The 19,642-nt window shown below is 53.5% G+C and carries 13 protein-coding genes and 1 pseudogene; 9 read left to right on the plus strand and 5 right to left on the minus strand.

Annotation, left to right across the window (positions count from 1 at the left end):
• Positions 1-14: 14 nt before the first annotated feature.
• The 4 genes and pseudogenes from RDM37_RS00165 to RDM37_RS00180 all read left to right on the plus strand — a co-directional run.
• Positions 15-1,823, plus strand: a complete 1,809-nt coding sequence (locus RDM37_RS00165; protein ID WP_308554105.1) for a hypothetical protein — start codon at positions 15-17, stop codon at positions 1,821-1,823.
• Positions 1,824-1,834: 11 nt separating this feature from the next.
• Positions 1,835-3,097, plus strand: coding sequence for an HAD hydrolase family protein (locus RDM37_RS00170; RefSeq protein WP_308554107.1), 1,263 nt, complete (start codon positions 1,835-1,837; stop codon positions 3,095-3,097).
• Between the two features lie 15 nt (positions 3,098-3,112).
• Positions 3,113-4,345 carry a peptidase T gene (gene pepT / locus RDM37_RS00175; RefSeq protein ID WP_308554109.1) on the plus strand — a complete coding sequence of 411 codons (1,233 nt, stop codon included), beginning with the start codon at positions 3,113-3,115 and terminating at the stop codon, positions 4,343-4,345.
• 506 nt (positions 4,346-4,851) lie between these two features.
• Positions 4,852-5,397 (plus strand): annotated as a pseudogene (locus tag RDM37_RS00180) (site-specific integrase); the annotation flags it as partial.
• 101 nt (positions 5,398-5,498) lie between these two features.
• Here the strand turns inward: RDM37_RS00180 and RDM37_RS00185 are convergent.
• The 5 genes from RDM37_RS00185 to RDM37_RS00205 form a co-directional block, all read right to left on the minus strand.
• A complete protein-coding gene (locus RDM37_RS00185) occupies positions 5,499-6,206 on the minus strand; it encodes a DUF1266 domain-containing protein (protein WP_308554111.1) in 708 nt (235 codons plus the stop codon).
• Positions 6,207-6,253: 47 nt separating this feature from the next.
• Positions 6,254-7,297: a DUF3137 domain-containing protein gene (locus tag RDM37_RS00190; RefSeq protein ID WP_308554113.1), complete on the minus strand. Its 1,044-nt coding sequence runs from the start codon at positions 7,295-7,297 to the stop codon at positions 6,254-6,256.
• Between the two features lie 3 nt (positions 7,298-7,300).
• Entirely contained in the window at positions 7,301-7,870 is a 570-nt protein-coding gene (locus tag RDM37_RS00195; protein ID WP_007173498.1) for a LemA family protein, read from the minus strand.
• Positions 7,871-7,885: 15 nt separating this feature from the next.
• Positions 7,886-8,617 carry a hypothetical protein gene (locus RDM37_RS00200; RefSeq protein WP_308554115.1) on the minus strand — a complete coding sequence of 244 codons (732 nt, stop codon included), beginning with the start codon at positions 8,615-8,617 and terminating at the stop codon, positions 7,886-7,888.
• A 248-nt stretch (positions 8,618-8,865) separates the two neighbouring features.
• On the minus strand, positions 8,866-9,153 hold the full coding sequence (locus tag RDM37_RS00205; RefSeq protein WP_308554236.1) for a helix-turn-helix domain-containing protein: 288 nt from the start codon (positions 9,151-9,153) through the stop codon (positions 8,866-8,868).
• Positions 9,154-9,341: 188 nt separating this feature from the next.
• Here RDM37_RS00205 and RDM37_RS00210 point away from each other — a divergent pair, with 188 nt between their 5' ends.
• The 5 genes from RDM37_RS00210 to RDM37_RS00230 all read left to right on the plus strand — a co-directional run bounded on the left by RDM37_RS00210 (position 9,342) and on the right by RDM37_RS00230 (position 19,639).
• Complete coding sequence (locus tag RDM37_RS00210; protein ID WP_308554117.1) at positions 9,342-10,754, plus strand: MATE family efflux transporter; 1,413 nt, start codon at positions 9,342-9,344, stop codon at positions 10,752-10,754.
• Positions 10,755-10,765: 11 nt separating this feature from the next.
• A complete protein-coding gene (locus RDM37_RS00215; RefSeq protein WP_308554119.1) occupies positions 10,766-11,917 on the plus strand; it encodes a metallophosphoesterase in 1,152 nt (383 codons plus the stop codon).
• A 4-nt stretch (positions 11,918-11,921) separates the two neighbouring features.
• On the plus strand, positions 11,922-12,911 hold the full coding sequence (gene hemH / locus RDM37_RS00220; protein ID WP_308554121.1) for a ferrochelatase: 990 nt from the start codon (positions 11,922-11,924) through the stop codon (positions 12,909-12,911).
• 445 nt (positions 12,912-13,356) lie between these two features.
• Positions 13,357-19,086 (plus strand): MG2 domain-containing protein, encoded by a 5,730-nt coding sequence (locus RDM37_RS00225; RefSeq protein ID WP_308554123.1) that lies wholly within the window; start codon positions 13,357-13,359, stop codon positions 19,084-19,086.
• Complete coding sequence (locus RDM37_RS00230) at positions 19,079-19,639, plus strand: HD domain-containing protein (RefSeq protein WP_308554125.1); 561 nt, start codon at positions 19,079-19,081, stop codon at positions 19,637-19,639. Before RDM37_RS00225 ends, RDM37_RS00230 begins: the two co-directional genes overlap by 8 nt.
• Positions 19,640-19,642: the final 3 nt, after the last annotated feature.

Genomic DNA, 19,642 nt, shown 5'->3' on the forward strand with positions numbered 1-19,642 from the left:
TAAGTCTACAAGCGATGAAACGACTATATAGTCTCCTCCTAATCCTGCTCAGCACACTACTCCCTGCTTTAGCTCAAAACACCAAAACATTGGCCGAGCGTGACACGATCAGCCGCGAGGTCACCGTGGTGAGCGACAAGGTGAGACAGATCGATGACACCAATCCTATCTTTACCCCTATACCTCTGACGAAGCCTCAGATCGAGCGCTACAATCCAGCTACGCCTCGCTCCACGAGAGACTTCACGCCGACCCTCTCGCCAGCACCGACGCCACAACTGTCGGGCTTTGCCCGTGAGGTGCCTCAGCCGTACAATGGCATCATGGCTCGCCTCTTCGGAGGCTTTGCTCCAGCTTTCGGTGGAGATCTGGCGGGACAGTGGCACTTCGGGAGCCAGCACAACGTCCTCTCCCTCGATCTGACGCATCGGTCGGAGCTTTTCTCGCTCAGCAAGAACTGGCCCAACCACTCTGTGCATGGCCCGATTGATGAGTCCGATGCGGACTATCACTACCTCGAGGAAGTCCCCGACCAGACGAATATGTACCGCCACGCTACAGAGGGCGTCCTAGGCTACAGCTACCACTGGCGAGAGAGTATGATCAAGCTGCAGGGAGGCATACGCAGCCACATCTTTGCGCATACGCCTACGCAGCAGAGAATGCAGATGAACGAGATACCCCTACTAGACCGCACTGGCTGGCAAGATGCACTGCGCGAGTACAGTCTGACGGGTCGCATAGACAACCTCCAGGCGCAGAACTGGTCTTTTGACCTTGGCGCACGCTACTCCTTCCTATCCCACTCACTACCCAGCCCAGCTCAAAGGGATCTCATTGCAAGCGAGCACATGCACGTGATAGACGCCGATGGAGCTACCGCTGTGCAGCTCTCTGACGATTGGTCTCTCGGATTGGGAGCCGATATGCGTATCCGCACGGGCCAGCCGTCACAGCTCTTCCTCCTAGGGGCGCACCCGCAGTTCCGCTATCGTGGGTTCGTCAACTTTGCCGATCTCGACTTCTCAGGCGGTGTGGGCGTGGACTTGGCCAACCAAGAGGTGCTGGTCTACCCAGAGGTTCGTCTCTCGCTCTCTGATCAGAGACGCTGGGAGTGGTACCTGCAGGCATCAGGTGGGCTACAAGATGTCAATCCCTTTGACTACCTAGCCCGCATACCAGGCATCATGCTCGACGCACTGCCTAGACCTGAGCGTCAGCAGCTCGGCTCTCGCACAGGCGTCAAGCTACAGCTCGGCTCAGGCACTTACGAGCTATACGGCGGGTACGATCACTACGCCCGCACTTACGGCTTCAACCTCCTACCCTACTACACGGGCGAAGAGCTGTACGGCTCATGGCTACAGTCGCAGCGCAACGAGTACACTAAGCTCGACATCTTCTACGCTGGTCTAGACCTCTCTACCGTCATTGCACAGGTCTGTGAACTAAGCCTCGGAGCGCAGTTTAACCATCTTGCCAACTACTCTTGCCGCGTTCCCAAACCTTACTTCCAAGGCTATGCGAAGCTAGCCGTCCGTCCTACCAAGCGCCTAGACCTTCGTGGGGTGGTCTACTACGACACCAGCCTCACGACCAAGATCCTGCACCCCGCCCAGGCTCCCAAGACTGGGCTTCGCGAGGGTGCCGCTAGGGGTTCACTCACGCGACTCACCGCTGAGGTGACGGCGCAGTACCGCTTGACCAAGATGTGGACGCTCTTTGCCACCTTCGACAGTCAGCACTACGGACTAGGTGCTTACGACATGTCGCAGCCCTACAGCGGGCGTATCGGGGTACAGTTTAACTGGTCCGCATTATAATAAGGAGTAATATGATGAATCAAGCAAAGAGTGGCGGCTATAAGTTCCTCGCCATCAAAGACCGCAACTGCCTACTCGGGAGCAATGGCGAGATCGCTCTGGAGGACCGCGAAGCTCTCCTAGAGGTGCAGGAGGAGTACGCCCTGCGTGTGGCGGTCGCCAGCGAAGCGCCTATGAGTAGTCTCCTGAATATCTCGGAGCAGCTGCAACTACCGCGCAACAGCGGCTACATCATCTCCCATCTAGGCGCACGCATTCACAACTGTCGCACGGGCCGTGAGCTAGCCTCTCGTCCTCTGCGTGCTGAGCAGCTCACGCATCTCTATGAGCTGGTCGATAGCGACTACACGCTGGCACTCATAGGTGAAAAAGCACTCTACGCTACGAAGACCCATCAGCCACGTATCCTCCAGCTAGCCAAGCTCTGGGGCATGCCGATCCTAGACTTGACCAAGGCAGATGAGCCCTTCAAAGCTCCCGCCGAGCCAATCTTTAGAGCCCTCATCTTAGCCAGACAAGATCGCCTGGCTAAGCTGAGCGACCAGCTCAACGCAGAACAAGGTTTGACCGCCACCCTCTACGATGAGCCGATGAATGAGCTCTCGATCGTAGCCTCTGGCGTCAGCCTGCGCGGTGCACTCGACTTTATCCTCGACCGACTAGACCTCAATCAGCAAAACATCATCGCCGTCGGCACCACCCTAGAGGATGTTGCCATGGTACAGCGCGCTGGACTGGGCGTAGCTATGGCAAACGCTCCCGAGCCACTCAAGAGTTGCGCCGACTACATCACCACCTCTTGCGATGCTGCGGGCTTAGCCCACATGATCACCAAGCAGATCAAGCTGCGCTACGACGGAGTCCCCTTTGACCCTGAAGATGCCAACGAAATCATGCCCAATACGCTCATGGGTACGCTCGGCATGCGTTGCACAGAGATAGCCCGTGGCTATGTCACGGGTACGATGCCCGTGGACAATCGTACGAGACAACCGATGGGTATACTGCACGGAGGGGCTTCGCTAGCCTTTGCCGAGACCCTTGCGGGACTAGGATCTGTAGCCATCGCCAACGAAGGCGAGATACAAGTCGGCATGCAGGTGAGTGGCTACCACGTCTCCTCGACAGTCATCGGAGACACCGTGCGCGGCGTCGCTACGATACTCCACAAAGGGCGCAGCACACATGTCTGGAACGTAGATATCTACTCCACCCAGAGTGGCAAGCTCATTTGCACTTGCCGTGTCATCAACAGTATCATCAAGCAGCGCTAAGCATCGGCACACGCTATGAGCCAACTTCTAGAGCGATTTCTCCGCTACGTAAAGGTGCACACCACCTCCGATCCGAATAGCCCGACGAAGCCCTCGACACCCTGTCAGTGGGACTTGCTCCACCTGCTTCACTCCGAGCTAACGGAGCTACAGATACCCTCCACCTGCTACGATGCAGGCTATCTGATAGCGCAAATCCCTGCCACTGCTGGCTACGAAGAGGTGCCTCGCATCGCGCTCCTCGCTCATGTAGACACCTCGCCCGAAGCTCCTGGCGAAAAAGTCTCTCCCTGTCTCCACCCCAACTACGACGGCAAGCCGATACAGCTCAAGGACAGCATACTAAGTCCCAGCGACTACCCCGACCTGCTGCGCTATGTGGGGCATACGCTCATCACGAGCGATGGGACGACACTCCTCGGAGCTGACGACAAGGCGGGCGTCGCTATTTTGATGACCCTTGCTGCGGAGCTTCAGAGCAAGCCCGAGCTAGCGCACGGACCTATCGCACTAGCCTTCACGACAGACGAAGAGGTCGGGCGAGGACTAGAGTCCTTCGACGAGAGCCAGCTTCAGGCGACCTACGCCTACACCATCGACGGAGGACTCGAGGGCGAGTTTGAGTACGAGTGCTTTCACGCAGCCTCTGCACGCATCACCGCCACGGGGCACAACGTCCACCCAGGCAGTGCCTACCACACGATGCGGCATGCCCTCCAGTCGCTCATCAAGCTCGACTACAGACTAGGTTACATGAGCGAGCGGCCCGAGGTGACCCAGGGACGGGAAGGCTTCCTGCACCTATGCCACATGTCGGGCGATGTCTCGTCCGCAACCGCTGAGTACATCATCCGCGACCACGACCGCCAGCTCCTAGAGCAGCGCATAGTCCGCATCCAAGAGGTGGCTCAGCAGATCAACGAAGAGCCACACGCTGCACAGCTAGCGGTCGAAGTCTCCTACCAGTACCGCAATATGTACGACTACATCGCTCCGCACCCAGAGGTCATCGAGCACGCCATCGCAGCCTACGAGGCGGTCGGTGTCCAGCCGATCATCCAGCCGATACGTGGAGGCACAGACGGGGCGGTTCTCTCGGAGCGAGGCATCCCCTGCCCCAACATCTTCACCAGTGGGGGCAACTTCCACTCCCTCCACGAGTACTGCTCGCTCGATGCTATGGAGCGCTGCCTCGCCATCGTGACGCAGCTAGTTCGTCGCTACGCCACATCGCAGGCCTTAGACTAAGAGCCAACGCATTAAATCTGTAGCCCGCTAGTAGGAAATCTCTCCTGCCAGCGGGCTACATCCTTTTTTAGCGGTCCCCTACTATAATAGGATGCTGTCAAAGCGCCTTCATATCGCACTGAACTCTTGACAGATACGAGTTCCAAAAGTTGTTCCCCTCTTGGAACTTTTTAGTTCCAAGGGAGGAACTTTTTAGTTCCAGCGGAGGAACTTTCGAGTTCCAACGGAGGAACTTTTAGGGGGAAGGACATTAGGAAGAGAATTGCGGGTAAGTGAATGGAAATGAGAGCGGTTCGCACAATATCTCAGTGGTTTGCACTGCGAGGTAAAGTGCAAAAGAGATGGATTTGAGCAGAAGTTCCGTTACCAAATCGTTAGCCCATTCTCCGAATGGTAACGAAGAGGTAGGAGTAGGTAACTGACGGAAGAGTATTCAGTAAGTGAACACTCCGCAATTGTGGTGCTGTTTTGAGCCGTATGAGATGGAGTTAGAGGCTGCTCGCAACCTCTTGGCATTTCCGTTGCAGGATGAAGGAGCAGAACTAAGCCGAAGAATGTTCCTTTTCTCCGTCTTTACAGGCTTGGCTTTTGTTGACTTGCAGGGGCTACGAGCTTCGCAAATCGAGACGAACAGCGAGGGGAAGCGGTATATTCGCAAGGCAAGACAGAAAACGGAGGTGGAGAGCTTGATACCCCTGCATCCGATAGCGGAGCAGATACTCGCCCTTTACACGAAGGCGAAGAGCAGAGGAGATTACAAGATATTCCCCGATACAATGAGCGACTGGAAGCTACTCCGTCATCTCAAAGCCGTGGGGTTGGCATGTGGCATCCGTACTCCGTTGACTTGGCACTGTGCAAGACACTCGTTCGGCACGCTAACGCTAGAGGCTGGTGTGCCTATCGAGAGCATCGCTAAGATGATGGGGCATTCGTCTATTGCCAGCACGCAAATCTACGCCCAAGTCACCGACCAGAAGATTGCAAAGGATATGGACAGATTGACAAAAAAACAGCTGTCAAAGACTTCCTCTTTCTCACAAGAAAGATAGACATAGATAATAATATAGTCAATGATCCTTTTTGTAAAGGACCATTGACTATACCATCATTGGGAGACCTTTGCACAGAGGTCTCGGTCAGCTTTGAAAAGTTATTTAAAGCTGTATTTGGAATACACATCCGTGTCAGACTCTCTATGATATAGAGCCTTACAATCGTCTATGATATCCTCTGTACCAAATCCTTGAATGGCTCGGCCCATTAAGAACGAGACCGTATAGTCGTTCCAGTCTTTGCCTAATGACGATGCTTTCACCGCTCCTTCATTGAGGTACTTCCACATTTCCGCTTCACTGATGTATTGCAACCAATAACACCATTTTGCCAAGCTCACCAGTCGGCATACGTCCCAAGCATACGTGGAGGTTGTGGTCCGGACTTGAGCCAAATCCGTTTTTAGCCCGTCTGCTATCAAAGTCTGCAGCTCAATAAGTTCCTCGGAAGAACCTCTTTGAGCAAGGACTTCGTCCAATTCCGTACTCTGCTCTAAATTAAGCAGAGCGTTTAGCGTCTCTAGAGCATCTTCCCGACCATTAATGCCCCATTGTTTTTGAAGCCCGGTCTTGTATACATTCATATTATCATCGGTGATAATACTAAGGATGTCCTCACTGCGATAACAAGACAAGATGGCTCCAAATACCAGTAACCTTTTCTTTTCCTCGGTGAGCGGTGTTTGAGGATGAGAAGCCAAAAAGGCTTTCAGGTTTTTCTTAGCAAAGATCCGAGACACGATTTCAAACACGATAAAAGCAATAATCAAGACAGCGACTATTGCCACGATGATTTTCCAGATCATACAAGTATTATTTTGAAGTTAAACATAAGTCTATTATATCATATTTCCTACTTATCCACATGCTTCCCCATCATTTCTTCTACAGAAAGACAGAACCCGATCTCTTGGTAGATTTCAAGCAATAGGTCTTCGTTTAAAGATGTTTTCCCGCTAAGGCGAAGAAATCCTTTTGGCATATTGGAGGCATAATAAAATGTATCTCCGCTAAAGGAGAGCATCAAGTCATGAGTAAAGGAACAACGAAGAGCGGTAAGTTTCTTCATCATTGCCGGGGTCAAAATCATACGGGCTTCTACCTCGTCATCGGCATATACGGTAAAGAGACGTTCAAACTCAGGGTCTTCCAAATAAACAAACTTTGCTTTATGTCTCTCCCTCAGTTTTTGTATCGTCAGAGCGAAGTAGCCCAACTTATCCTCCAAATGGTCGGGGAGCAGCATAACAAATCCCCTGCAAGTTCTTGGAAGACGGCAGTAACCAAACATTCCCCTAAAGCTGAACATCGTGCTCTCTACTTGTGCGCCCCACATCGGACTGAAAATCGCCCGACAGAGGAGCCTAAAGGATCTCCATGGTTTAGTATTCTGTTCATTTGTTGCCGTTACTCCTATATCGGCTATTGTCAATGCTTGATGCTGAGTTGGGAAACTCAATGCACCGTAACTTGCCACTTGCAGAGTACCCTCCGACCTATTTGGGGTTCCGAATAGTCTGCTTGCCCGAATATCGGACACCTTTACTTCTTTTGTCGGAGAATAATTTGCATCCGGAAATAGCTGGTTGATAATTTGCCCCATTACTTTTTCCTCTTTCTGCTTTAGTACATTTAGGCATAAAGAGAACAGCGTATTGAGGACCACAAAGGCGACAAAGAATATGACGACATACGTTGCCGTTATTTGTGAGGTTTCATAATTGTCCGCATCGACGATATACCTTCCGAATATAGTGAATGCAAGCCAAAGCAGAGCCAAAGGGTAAACGGAATAAATGAGAAGCCTAACAATCTTACGCCACATAGCTATGTGGGTTAGTTGCCCTCTCATTTGTTGAGCGACAATCTTGAAGTCAATCAAGTGGTCTTCTTTCATCAATTATCCGAAAATCTCCTTGATATGAATGTCTCCCAACTCACTTTCAGGAATTTGTATCAATGCTTCTTTCCCAAGATGTTTTCTTGAAGCGATGTATGAAGACGGGAACATTTCTACGGCATTGTTGTAATCCGTTACGGTTGCGTTATAAGTTCGGCGTATAGCCTGCAATTCGTTCTCCATATCCGTTATCTGATATTGGAGATAGACAAACTGCTCATTGGCTTTGAGATCCGGATTACTCTCAACAACGGCCTTAACTTGTTTGAGAAGAGCGGAGATTTCTGTCCCGTCCTTGATTTGTTCTGCTTCGGGGGCTCCGTCTGCTCGAGACCTTAGTTCGGCTATGCGGGTAAGGATTTCATTTTCGTGTCCCATATACGCTTTAAGAGATGCCACCAAATTGGGTATAAGGTCATTTCTCTGCTTGAGTGCCACACAAATGCCACTCCGGCATTGTTCCACCCTGTTTTTCTTGGCAATGAGATTATTAGAGGTGATTATACCCCAAATCAGTATAAGCACAGCTATTGCGATAAGGACACTCCCGGCAATTATTGATGCAGTCATACCAATTCGCTTGTCTCAATGATTATTTCTTAGTACTCTTGTCGTCTTCATAGTGGCGTCGTACTCTTTCCATACCCCCGAACGTTCTCCATCGGCATACTGTCCCTCTACAACCAAAATCGGATTTCCGTTGCGCAAAACTTCTTCTTTGTACGCCCCATGTAGCACGCCCATGCGATAAGTTCGTGTGACTTTGCTTTCAACGCCATCTCCCTGTTTCGTGAGTTTCCACTCGACCCCGTCTTTCTTCCCATTCACCCAATGGGTCTCAAGTATTTGAGCACCGTTTTGGCTGTCATACCGCTTCTCAAAGCCGTTTTCCACACTTTCCTGGTATTCTTTCTCCAAATCCAAACGACCGTCTTTGAAATAGGTTTTTACACAGCCATCGATTTTGCCCTTCTTCATAGGGGTAATCTTGCTGACAGTTTTGCCGTCTTGGTAGTACTCCGTGAACACCCCATTTCTTTTCCCCTGGTCATACGCTCCCGTTTCTCTCAGTACACCATCCCGATAGCGGTGGTACTTGCCATCCATCAGTCCGTTAGAAAAGGAAATAGTCTCTTCGTCAAGCCCCCGCTTGATACGCCACTCTCCCTGCAAGGGTTTTCGGCTGTCCTTTTCGAAATAAACTGTCGTATTGTTTTCGCCCGATAGGGGTAAGAGTTCATCGCTTAGAATCACCTTTTGAGCCGATACCGAAAGGCTCAGCAACAGCGAGAAGAAAAAGAGAATATATCGATTCATATTATAATAGGATGCCCAATTATTTAATTGGTTACTTTTGCTTCATTGCCTGTTTAATAAACGTGAAACTATGTGCTTCGCTTCCTTTGTCCTTTGTTGCTTTAAGTTTCTCTGCTCTCGAGCATATAAGAAAATATCCTGCCTCTTTTATCAAGAGGCAAGAGCATACACAGATACTCAATGGCAAAGATAGAGTTTTTTTGCGATACTCTGACCAAAACAATGGATAAAAACAAAGACCTACATCATTACCGATGAAGGTTTCTGTTGACATAGTTCTCACTCAGTATTCTGTTGATGTCTGAGAGGCGATAGAGAATCTTCCCTGCGATTTGGGTGTAAGGGATAATGCCCTTATCCCGATAGTCTTGCAGGGTGCGAGGGGAAAGGAACAGTCTCTCGCAAACCTCCCGTCCTGTGAGGTAGATTTCACCTTTAAAAAGAGGACGATGAGTTTGAGCGATATTTCTCACTCGATTCGTCAAACCTTTAATGCCAGAGAAGCGGCAAAGCGGATCTTCCCGACAGTTTTCCAAAAACTTTCCAGCCTTGGAAAATAAAATTTCCAACGGTAGAAACTTTAATTTCCAAGGGAGGAAAAGAAGTTTTCCAACGCTGGAAAGTTTCTTTTCCAACGCTGGAAAACTTCAGTTTCATGAGAAGGAGCTCGTCAAGCTCCCCTAAATGCTTATTTAGTATGGCCTAATTTGCTACCTTTGCAACGATGAATGAGAGAGAGATAGAGGCTACTGATCAAGCCGAAGACAATAAGCGAACGCAGGACCTGCGCACGCAGCCGATCCCTAAGCTACTCCTGAGGTATGCTATACCAGCCGTGGTGGGTACGGTCGTGCAGGCGCTGTACAACATCGTGGACACGATCTTCATCGGCCAGGGCAGTGGCGAGCTGGGCATCGCTGCGGTCTATATTGGCTTCCCCTTGCTGATCCTCCTCATCGGCTTCAGCATGCTCGTGGGGACGGGTGCCTCTGTTGGCGTATCGATCGCTCTAGGCAGGAGGGACTCGGATCGCGCCGATCGCATCCTGAGCAATGCGGTCTATCTGACCTTTAGCTTCTACATCCTAGCGGTCACACCCTCGATGATCTTCCTAGATGATCTATTGCGACTCATCGGGGCGAGTGACAATATCATTCCCCTGGCAAAGGACTACCTCCACATCTACTTGCCAGCTATCATACTGAGCAACCTGACCTACGGATACAACAATGTGATGCGTGCGTCGGGCTACCCGACGAAAGCAATGATCACGATGCTCATCGGGGCGGTGATCAACGTGGTGCTGGACTACCTCTTTATCATGCGCTTCGGATGGGGTGTCAAGGGTGCTGCCTGGGCAACGGTGATTGCGATGTTCTGCACGATGGTCTTCGTGCAGTATCACTTCTTCCAGCGCAAGAGCTTGGTGCGCTTCAAGCGACAAAATATGAAGCCCTCGGGACCTATCCTCCTATCGATCATCAGTGTCGGTATAGCACCCTTTGCGATGCAGGTAGCGGGCAGTGCCGTGAGCTTTGTGCTCAACCATAACTTTGCGCACTTTGCTAAAACGGTGGCTGAGGCGGATCTATCCATAGCAACCTACGGCATCATCAACAACTACACGACACTCATCGCACTCACTATCATCGGTGTGGCGCAGGGCATGCAGCCTATCGTGGGGTACAATTACGGGGCGGGACATATCGAGCGCTCGCTGAGCTGCTACAAGCTCGCTGTCGGGGTCAATACGGTCATCTCTATAATAGGCTTTGCGGCCGCCATGCTGCTACCGGAGCAACTCTTTAGCCTCTTCAATGCGTCGCCTGCGCTGATCGCGATAGGTCAGCGTGCCATACGTATAGTCTTCTGCGTCTTCTTCGTCGTAGGCTTTCAGATTACCACCTCGCAGCTCTTCCAGAGTCTTGGGCTGAGCCGTCAGGCTATCTTCATCAGCTTGACACGACAGATCATCTTCCTCCTACCAGCACTGCTGATCCTCCCCCACTTCTACGGCATTGATGGCGTCTGGTATGCGATACCTCTGGGCGACCTCTTGGCGACGGTCGTCTCGGCTTCGATGATTATCTACTACTTCAAGAAGTGGACTAGCGAGCAAACTTCACCCTTAGCGTAAGACATTCTAATATGCACGTACTCCTCTATACGCTCTTCATACAACTCATAGGTATCCTCTACCTCGTGTGGCGTGGAGGGCAGGCGGTGCCTCGTGGCTGGTGGCGACGGTCGCTGCGTGGGGTGCTACTGGCCGACCTGCTCTTCGTCCTTGTGGTCGTTTTGCTGCGCCATCAGCTCTCATCGGCGTTGCTCACCTTTAGCATCGTCTTCGTCTGCTCGTGGGCTTTCGTACTCCTATATATAGTACCGCTAGCACTCCTGATCAATGGCGGACGACTACTCTACAAGCGCATCACGGGGCAAACGCTTCGCGCACGGCTCGGCGATACGGGATACCAGCGAGCTAAGTGGGTTCTCTTTTTCGTAATGGTAGCGATCTCGGCAATCCTCATGATGTATGGCTACCAGCAGGCTGCGACACCGCACATAGTGGAGCATAAAGTGGAGCTGACCAAGCCGCTAGGTGCTGATCGGGAACATCTGCGGGTGCTCTTCGTGTCGGACCTCCACTTTAGCGAAACGATCGGCCGACCCTTTGCAGAGCGGCTCCTAGAGCTTTACAAAAAGACAGATCCTGACTTGATGCTCGTAGGTGGGGATATCTTTGACTACTACCCCGACCTCGCATATCTAGACAGCATCCCCGAGATTATGCAGCAGATCACCCCGCCACTGGGCTGCTACTACGCACTGGGCAATCACGAGTATCGCTCCGATATGGCAAAGAAAAAGGCCTGGATCAAGCTCGTCGGGGGCATCCTCCTCGTGGACTCTATTGCAACGCCTGGCGGAGCGGTGACGCTCATTGGGCGGGATGACTATACGCAGCGTGGGCGGGCTACGCTTTCCGAATTGGTCCACCAGATACCGCAAGAGAGCCAGCAACTACCGCGCATCCTCTTCGAGCATCAGCCGAGACAGTTAGACAGCCTCGCAAGCAACGGCATTGACTTGGCACTATATGGGCACACCCACGACGGACAGATCTTCCCCTTCTCCCTACTGGTGCGTGCTTACTATCCGATAGCGCACGGCTGGACCGAGCGATACGGCACGCCTGTCTACGTCTCTAGTGGATATGGTGCTGCGGGGCCGGCGATGAGGCTTTTTACCAATAGCGAGGTGGTTGTCTTCGACTTGTACAGCACTAGCAAGCAATAAAGCCTTGGCACAGCAGATCATACTACTGACCAATACGGGCTCTCCACGGACGGCCAACGAGGAGGATGTGCGAAGATACCTGCGGGAGTTTCTCACCGATGGGGACATCATCTCCGTGCCCTATCTGATGCGACAACTACTGGTACGGGGTATCATCGTGCCACGTCGCACGCACTTCTCATCAGAGCGGTATCATCGTCTCTTGGCACTCTCCGATGGGGTCATGCCTCTGCCCGCAGAGATGCAACGACTCGCAGAGCAAGTCGCTCAGCTGACGCAGCTCCCGACGCTCTATACGCCACGCTATGCACAGACAAGCCGCGCTGAGTGGGGCGAGCGTATCGCCCAGCTTGTCGGTACAGACGATGTGGAGGTGCTACTGCTCCCGCTTTTCCCTCAGTACACAAGGAGCAATGCGGGGAGTGCTATCACCTACTTCTCGGATCTGCCCAAGCCTACTGGCGGGGAGTACAAGACGACTGTGCTGACTCCGTGGGGTACCGACGCGCACTATATCCAGCAATTGGCCGATCTGCTCCAACGGCATGTAGATACGAGCGACAGCACCTACCACTACATCGCCTCCTATCATAGTATCCCCGAGGCGCATCAGAAGTACGACCAGACGCACGGCTGGGACTACCATGCGCAGTGTGTCGCTACGCTACAAGCGGTGGTCAGCAGGCTAGGCGTACCTGAGGAGCGTGTCCATCTCACCTTCCACTCCGCTATGGGACATGGGCGCTGGCTAGAGCCGACGCTCGTCAGCGAACTGCAAGAGCTCGCCGCACAGGGCGTTCATCGCGCCGTACTCTTTAGTCCTAGCTTTGTCGCAGATTGCTTGGAGACAAAGCTCGATCTAGAGCTAGAGGCTCATGAGCTATTCCTCGCAGCCGGTGGCGAAGAGCTTATCTACGTCCCCTGTCTCTCCACGCACCCCGATAGTGGTGCGCTCATCGCCAGCTTAGTCGAGCGGGTACAACGGCAACGCTAGCCAGCACAATGGTGTGACAGCCTGACGCCAACAAATTAGACGCTACTGGGGATCGCTCACCGATCCCAATACCTAGCTATTAGTAGAGATGTGGCACGGCTCCAAGGTGAGCCGACACATCAATGCCGCAAATCTTACGAGCGACCCTTTGTGGGGGAAAACGAGACGTGTAACCCTTTGTGGGGACGCACGGCTCGTGCGTCCGTCCCCGTTAAAGTCTCGATGCAGTAACCTTTGACACAACGGACGCCCTCCCACTAGACACTAGCCGAGCGTCCCCCTACCAGCCATTACTCGTGAGATTTGCGAGGTGTAGGGATGCTCTCTTTTGCTTGTTTGTATCTTTTCGAGTATCTTCGGGGTATCAAAGAAACTAGATTGTATTATGAGACTTCGCACCACACTATCTATATTGTTTGCCACCTTACTATCTGTCACTATGACTATGGCACAGCAACCAACCAAATCTAGCCAAGCTCTCTACAAGGAGCTACAGGATTTACAGAAGAAGCGGCTACCGACACAGACACTCTCCTGCGCCGAGCGACTCGCCACTCAGGCTCTCCGTGAGGGCAATCTCAACTACACCATCGAGGCTCTGGAGGCGCACAAGACGGCTCTTCGCAGACTAGACTACAACCGTCTGCTGGAGCAGTTTCCCCTACTCCACACCACGTGGCAAGGACGCAATAAGTTGTCGGTGCGAGATCAGCGCTTCCTCGCTCTATACATAGCATGGGAGTATATCGACAAGAGCTCTGATTGGAGCTTTAGGTCAGAGGGACTAAGCCTCACGACCCAAGAGCAAGACAGTGTCACGCCTCGCTACTGGAGTGAGGCGGACTATATGAAAGCTATCGATCCGCTACTGGAGATAGCTTTCGCTCCCAGTGCTGAGCTCTACAAGGTGATACCACGGCAAGAAGCGAAGCAACTACCCGATGCGCTTTACGCTAATCGCCTTCCCGAAGAGGGTAACTATACGTTTATAAGCCACCTGCTGAAGGCTCTACCCCTCTCCCAGTTGCAGAAGCTAGAGCAGCAAGTCGGACGCACACAAACTTGGTCGGATCGGATTGGCTCGCTCATAACGGAAGATCAACTCCAGCAAGCGGACGAGGGGGCTAGGCTCTACGCCCTTTATCAAGCGGTAACCCTCGAGGAGACAACCCGTGGCGCAACTCTCAGTACCGTAGCGGAGCAATTAGAAGGCTTACTCCAGCAGAGTCAGCAGATGCACCTTGAGACGATGGAGATATACAAGCGACTCTTCCAATACTACTATGCCAACGGCTCTGACCCTCTGCGTGCCTACCACTTCATCACGCCTTACCTGGAGTGGCTAGACAAGCAGGGCAAGTACTCTGAGTTCTGTAAAGGTATCCGCCGACAACTGTTTACGCCACAGGAAAGCATCTCTCTGACTAGCTTTATCTTGGCCGACCATCGGGGAATGGTAAAGGTGGAGCTGGCCAATGTGGAGCGACTGGAGCTCAAGCTCTTTGCGCTTACGCCACAAGACGCTATCAAGACGAAAAGAAGCTCTATTCCCGAGCAAGCCAAGCTCGTCTGGAGTCACACACATCAGGGGAAGCAAGGTCTAGAGGCGATGGTGCACCAGAGCGACTCGATAGAGCTTCCCACCCTGCCCACGGGACACTATCGCCTGCAAGTAGTCTTTCATCGCACAGCTGAAGCAAAACAGATAAAGTACGTGAAGCAGACGAAGACCCTTGCTTACGACTGCACCGTAAGCGACCTATGGACGCTGGATCTAGGCAACGGAACAACTCAACTGCTGAATGCCCTAACGGGGCAGGCACAGACGGCGCCCATACAGCTGTGGAGCTATGGGGACAAGCGCTCAGGGTGGCACTCGAACTATAAGCCTACACTAGACAAGATTGGCGAGCGAACACCCGACAAGCTCGGCATCTTTGCAACACCTAGGCAGGCTCAGCGACAGCGTGCTGAAGCTTTTCGGGTGGAGAGTGCAGACCATCGGTTGCTCTTACCCTTATGTAACGATTGGTATGGCTACCGTGGCGAGCGTGGCACTTTTCAGCTATCCAAGACGGTAAGCACGGCGCTCCTACAGACAGATAGAAGTATCTATGAGCTGGGTGATGAGATTCAGCTTTACGCTGTCGCTTACCGAAGGGGCTACGACCCGAAGCAAGCGATGGTGCTGCCCAAGCTTGACCTGACTATCGAGTTATACACGCCACAGGACGATATGATCGACTCGATCACAGTCCAGACTGATCAGTGGGGACGTCTCCATGCGACCCTCCAGCTTCCCAAAGAGGCGATGACGGGCGGCTACACCATTGAGGTCTCTTGTGATAGCGATCTAGATGATTTCGCTGACAATACGACAACCATTCACGTAGCGGAGTATAAGCGTCCGAGCTTTAAGGGTGCCTTGACCCTGCCCGAGGTGGCTATGAAGCTGGGAGACACGATTACCGTTCGTGGCTCTGCAATGACTTACAGTGGCTATCCGCTCGCAGAGGCATCTGTAGCCTACAGCGTGACGGGAAGCTATAGGAACTGGTTGTTTGATGAGGGTGTTCCCGATCAGTTACTCACCTCTGACACGCTCCAGGTCAATGAGCAGGATGGGAGCTTTGAGTTTCCGATTACCCTCTCAGACTTACGCACCGAGGCTATGCGTCAGAACACGCAACATTGGGCAGTTCACACCTACCGCATAGAGGTAACCATCACGGCACCCAGTGGCGAGACGCAGCGACTGGAGCGATCTGTTTGGATCGGCTCGAAACCTGTATATATGGAGTATGAGGGGGCGGATACCTTCTTCAAGGGAGAGCAAAAGGACGCTCAACCTTTTACCATCCATGTGACCAACGAGGACGATGCTCCCATAGCCACAACGCTAGAGCTACGACTCACCTCGCTCGCTGACACGACAAGCTCTTGGTCGGTGGAGGTGCCAGCCAACGAGAAGCTACACCTGCCCGCTGAGTGGCTTCGACTACCTTCGGGCTCCTACCGCTTGACTTACATTTATCACGATAAGAGGGGCGAGACGCTAGCGAAGGAGCAAGAGATTGTTCTCTTTGCAGAGCGTGACAAGCATCTATCAATACAAAGTACGCTGTGGGCGGCTTCGCCCTCGGAGGAATACCCACGAGGTGGCGCACCTACGATATACTATGCCAGCAATGAGAGCCAGCAGTCAATCTACTACGTCATCAATACGGTAGACCAGCCCGCTATCTACGGACAGCTCCCCGCGCTCCCCGCTCAGCAGGTAGGACGCTGGCAGCCGACGCTCCCCAAGAGTGTCGACCCGAAGGGGCAGATCTGCATAGAGCTGTACTGCGTGCGCGACGGACGCTACACCTCTCAGAGCTTAGAGTATCGCTATACGGCTGACCAGCCGACCCTGCAGCTCTCGTGGATTGAGATGCCCGACAAGCTTCTCGCTGGCGAGACCCACACGTGGCAAGCTCGCCTCACGTACAGCGATGGCACGCCTGCTCGTCGCATCCCCGTCATGGCGTGGATGTATGACGCTGCCTTGGAGAGCCTGCGCTCGCACAGCATCCGCCGCCTGACTCAATACAGACCGCTTTACCCTCAGAATGTCAGTCTTAACCCTTGCTTCCGATTTGGCCTAGAGGAGGACACGCCAATGGGTTATGATGCGCTTTCTGGTGCGCTTTCTGGTGCGGTTTATGGTGCTAGAGTAAGCGTTCCGCCGATGATGGCTCTTGCTAAGAACGAATCCTTAGTAGACGATGACCTAGAGCTTGCCTATGACGAAGCCGGAGCAAAAACAGAGAGCAGCAACAGACTAGAAGAGGTGGTGGTCACTGGCTTCGCCGCGCCTATTTTGCGGAAGGACTTCTCTCAGACCGCCTTCTTCCTAGCAGACCTCTACACCGACGACGAGGGCGTTGTCACCTTTACGGGCAAGATGCCCGAAGCACTCTCCAGCTATCGCCTTGCGCTCTTTGGCTACGACAGCCGACTGACGGACTGCGCCGCAACGACTGACATCAAGAGCTACCGCCAGCTGATGGTTGAAACGTTACAGCCACGCTTCCTCATGCAGGGAGACCAAGCTTACCTGACGGGGGCGATTCGCAACCTCACCGAGGAGCCGCTCCGTGGCAACCTTCGACTAGTTCTCTACGATGCTCTGGCGGCGGACAGCACGGCGACACCGCTTGCCGACGGCATGCAGGAGCTCGCTCTCACCATTCCCGCCAGTGGTGTGGCGCCCTACGCCATCGCCCTGCCCGCTCTGTCTGATCTCTCGGCACTGCGGGTGCAGGTCTACTTCGTCAGCGACTCACTTAGCGATGGCGAGGAGTACGTCATCCCCGTACAGCCAGCGACGGTACGCACCGTCGAGAGTATCCCCTTCGCATGGGACAAGCAGGCGAGCTACTCCTACCCGCTCAGCGCGTTGCTCGGGCAGGCAAGCGATCCGTCAGCTTCGCTACACTTACAGCTCTGGAGCAATCCACGCTACTTCGCCTTACAACAACTGCCGATCCTCTTTAACAATGAGGAGCGAGACGCGATCAATACGGTCCTACGCATCTACACTTTGACCCGTACGCAGCAACTGCTACGCCAGCCAGAGATAGCTCAGTGGGTTCAGGCACAAGCTCAGGCGACTGAGGGAGCCAACAAGTTGACCAGCAACCGTGAGACCACACTCCTACCGCTAGACGAGACTCCTTGGCGTGCTACCGAGCGATGGCTAGACGGTGCGCAGGAACAGCTCTGGGCACTCTTCAAGGCACCCAATAAGCGCACCGCTACTAAGGACATAGCGCAGCTGAGCAACCTACAGACTGGTTCGGGAGACTGGTCGTGGTACCCCGATATGCCTAGCTCCTCTTACCTCACGCCGCTCATCCTCGACTACCTCGCAGCGGTCAGTGAGCTAGAGGAAAACGAAGAGATAACCGCCATGCTCTCTTGTGGTTGGCAGGCTTACGACCGCTCCACGACCAAGCTGATGCAAGAGATGAAGAAAGAGCTAGCCAAGAGCAAGCGGAAACCCACCATCCCCGCATGGGGTGCCGAGTGGCTCTACCTCTCCTACCGCTGGCGTGACGCTAAGGCTCTGCAAAAGGACCCGACCACGAAGGCTCTCATCGACTACCTCACGCCACTCCTCGTCAAAGAGGCGCAGCAGCTCCCCCTCTACGCCCTACCGCAAGCAGCCTACACGCTCTGCAAGCTGGGCAACGTAGCGCAAGCACGACAGCTCGCCGAGATACTGCACGACCATCTATCCTACGAAGCGGCTCAGGGAGCTTTCTTTGCCAACACCCTCGTTGGTGGTTACTTCTGGCGAGACCGCTCTATGTCGCTACAGCGAGAGACCATTGAGCTCTTCGAGCTGCTAGGTCTCTATCCCGACACAGTACAGCAGATGCGTCGCTGGGCGATGGAGTACCTACGCACCAATCTGCGCGCCTCCAACCTCACGCAGCTAGAGCTCCTGCTCACGCTCCTAGAGGACGGCGCTGGGGAAACGGCTACGCACGACCAGGTGACCATCTCCATACCTCTTGCCGATGGTACGACCGAGCGCATCGAGACCAACTCCTACTGCGGACTACAATACAAGCCTAGCCAACTAGACCGCACGGGTAGCATCGTCATCACACACAGCGACCCGCAAGCTATCCTCTGGGGTGGCATCCTAAGCGTTGGCGAGAAGCCACTTAGCGAAGTGTCCGAGCGGCAAGGTGAACTGATGATCGAGAGCAAGACTTACGTTCGTGAAGAGATCAACGGTCAACTGCAAGAGCGTCCCATCCAGTCTGGCGAGAAGCTCACCGTCGGGACTATCCTCATCACGAAGCTTCGCATAACAACCCGTCGTGACCTAGACTTCGTCACCATACGAGACATGCGTCCCGCATGCTGTGAACCGCTAGAGCAGCTCAGTCACTACGAGTGGCAGGGCGGTCTAGGCTACTACGTCGAGGCACGCCACTATGCGCAGATATACCATATTAATAGCCTACTTCGTGGCTCCTACGAGATTAGCTACGAGCAGAGTGTGGTACGTCCAGGCACCTACCAGCGTGGTATCACGCAGGCTCAGTGCGCTTACGCTACCGAGTACTCCGCACAGACCGCTATGCCAACCCCTTACATCGTAATAGCAAATGATTGACCCCATACAGATCATCGAGCGTTACTACCCTACCGACACGGTCGGCTACCGCATCCTGCTGACCCACAGCCAGCAGGTTGCCGAGCTGGCGCTTGAAGTTGTACGTCAGCACCCCGAGCTAGCGTGCGACGAGCGATTTGTCTACGAGGGAGCCATGCTCCACGACATCGGCATCTACCTCACCGACGCCCCCACGATCGGTTGCTACGGCACCGAGCCCTACCTACGGCACGGCTACCTTGGTGGCGAGCTACTACGCAAGCTAGGTCTAGAGCGTCATGCGCAGGTTGCCGAGCGGCACACCGGCACAGGACTAGACAGCGAGACCATCCGCGCTCGAGGACTGGACCTCCCGACCGACCGCCTCTATATGCCCCAGAGCATCGAGGAGCGGGTCATCTGCTATGCCGATAAGTTTTACTCCAAGAGCCAGATAGAGCATCAGAAGCCCCTGGAGAAGGTTCGCGCCTCGCTCGCCAAGTATGGCGCCGACTCCTTAGCGCGCTTCGACGAGATGCACCAGCAGTTTCAGGTGCCCAGCACATTAGTCTAAAGC

Origin of the sequence: uncultured Porphyromonas sp. (assembly GCF_902489635.1) — a bacterium.
Lineage (GTDB): Bacteria > Bacteroidota > Bacteroidia > Bacteroidales > Porphyromonadaceae > Porphyromonas.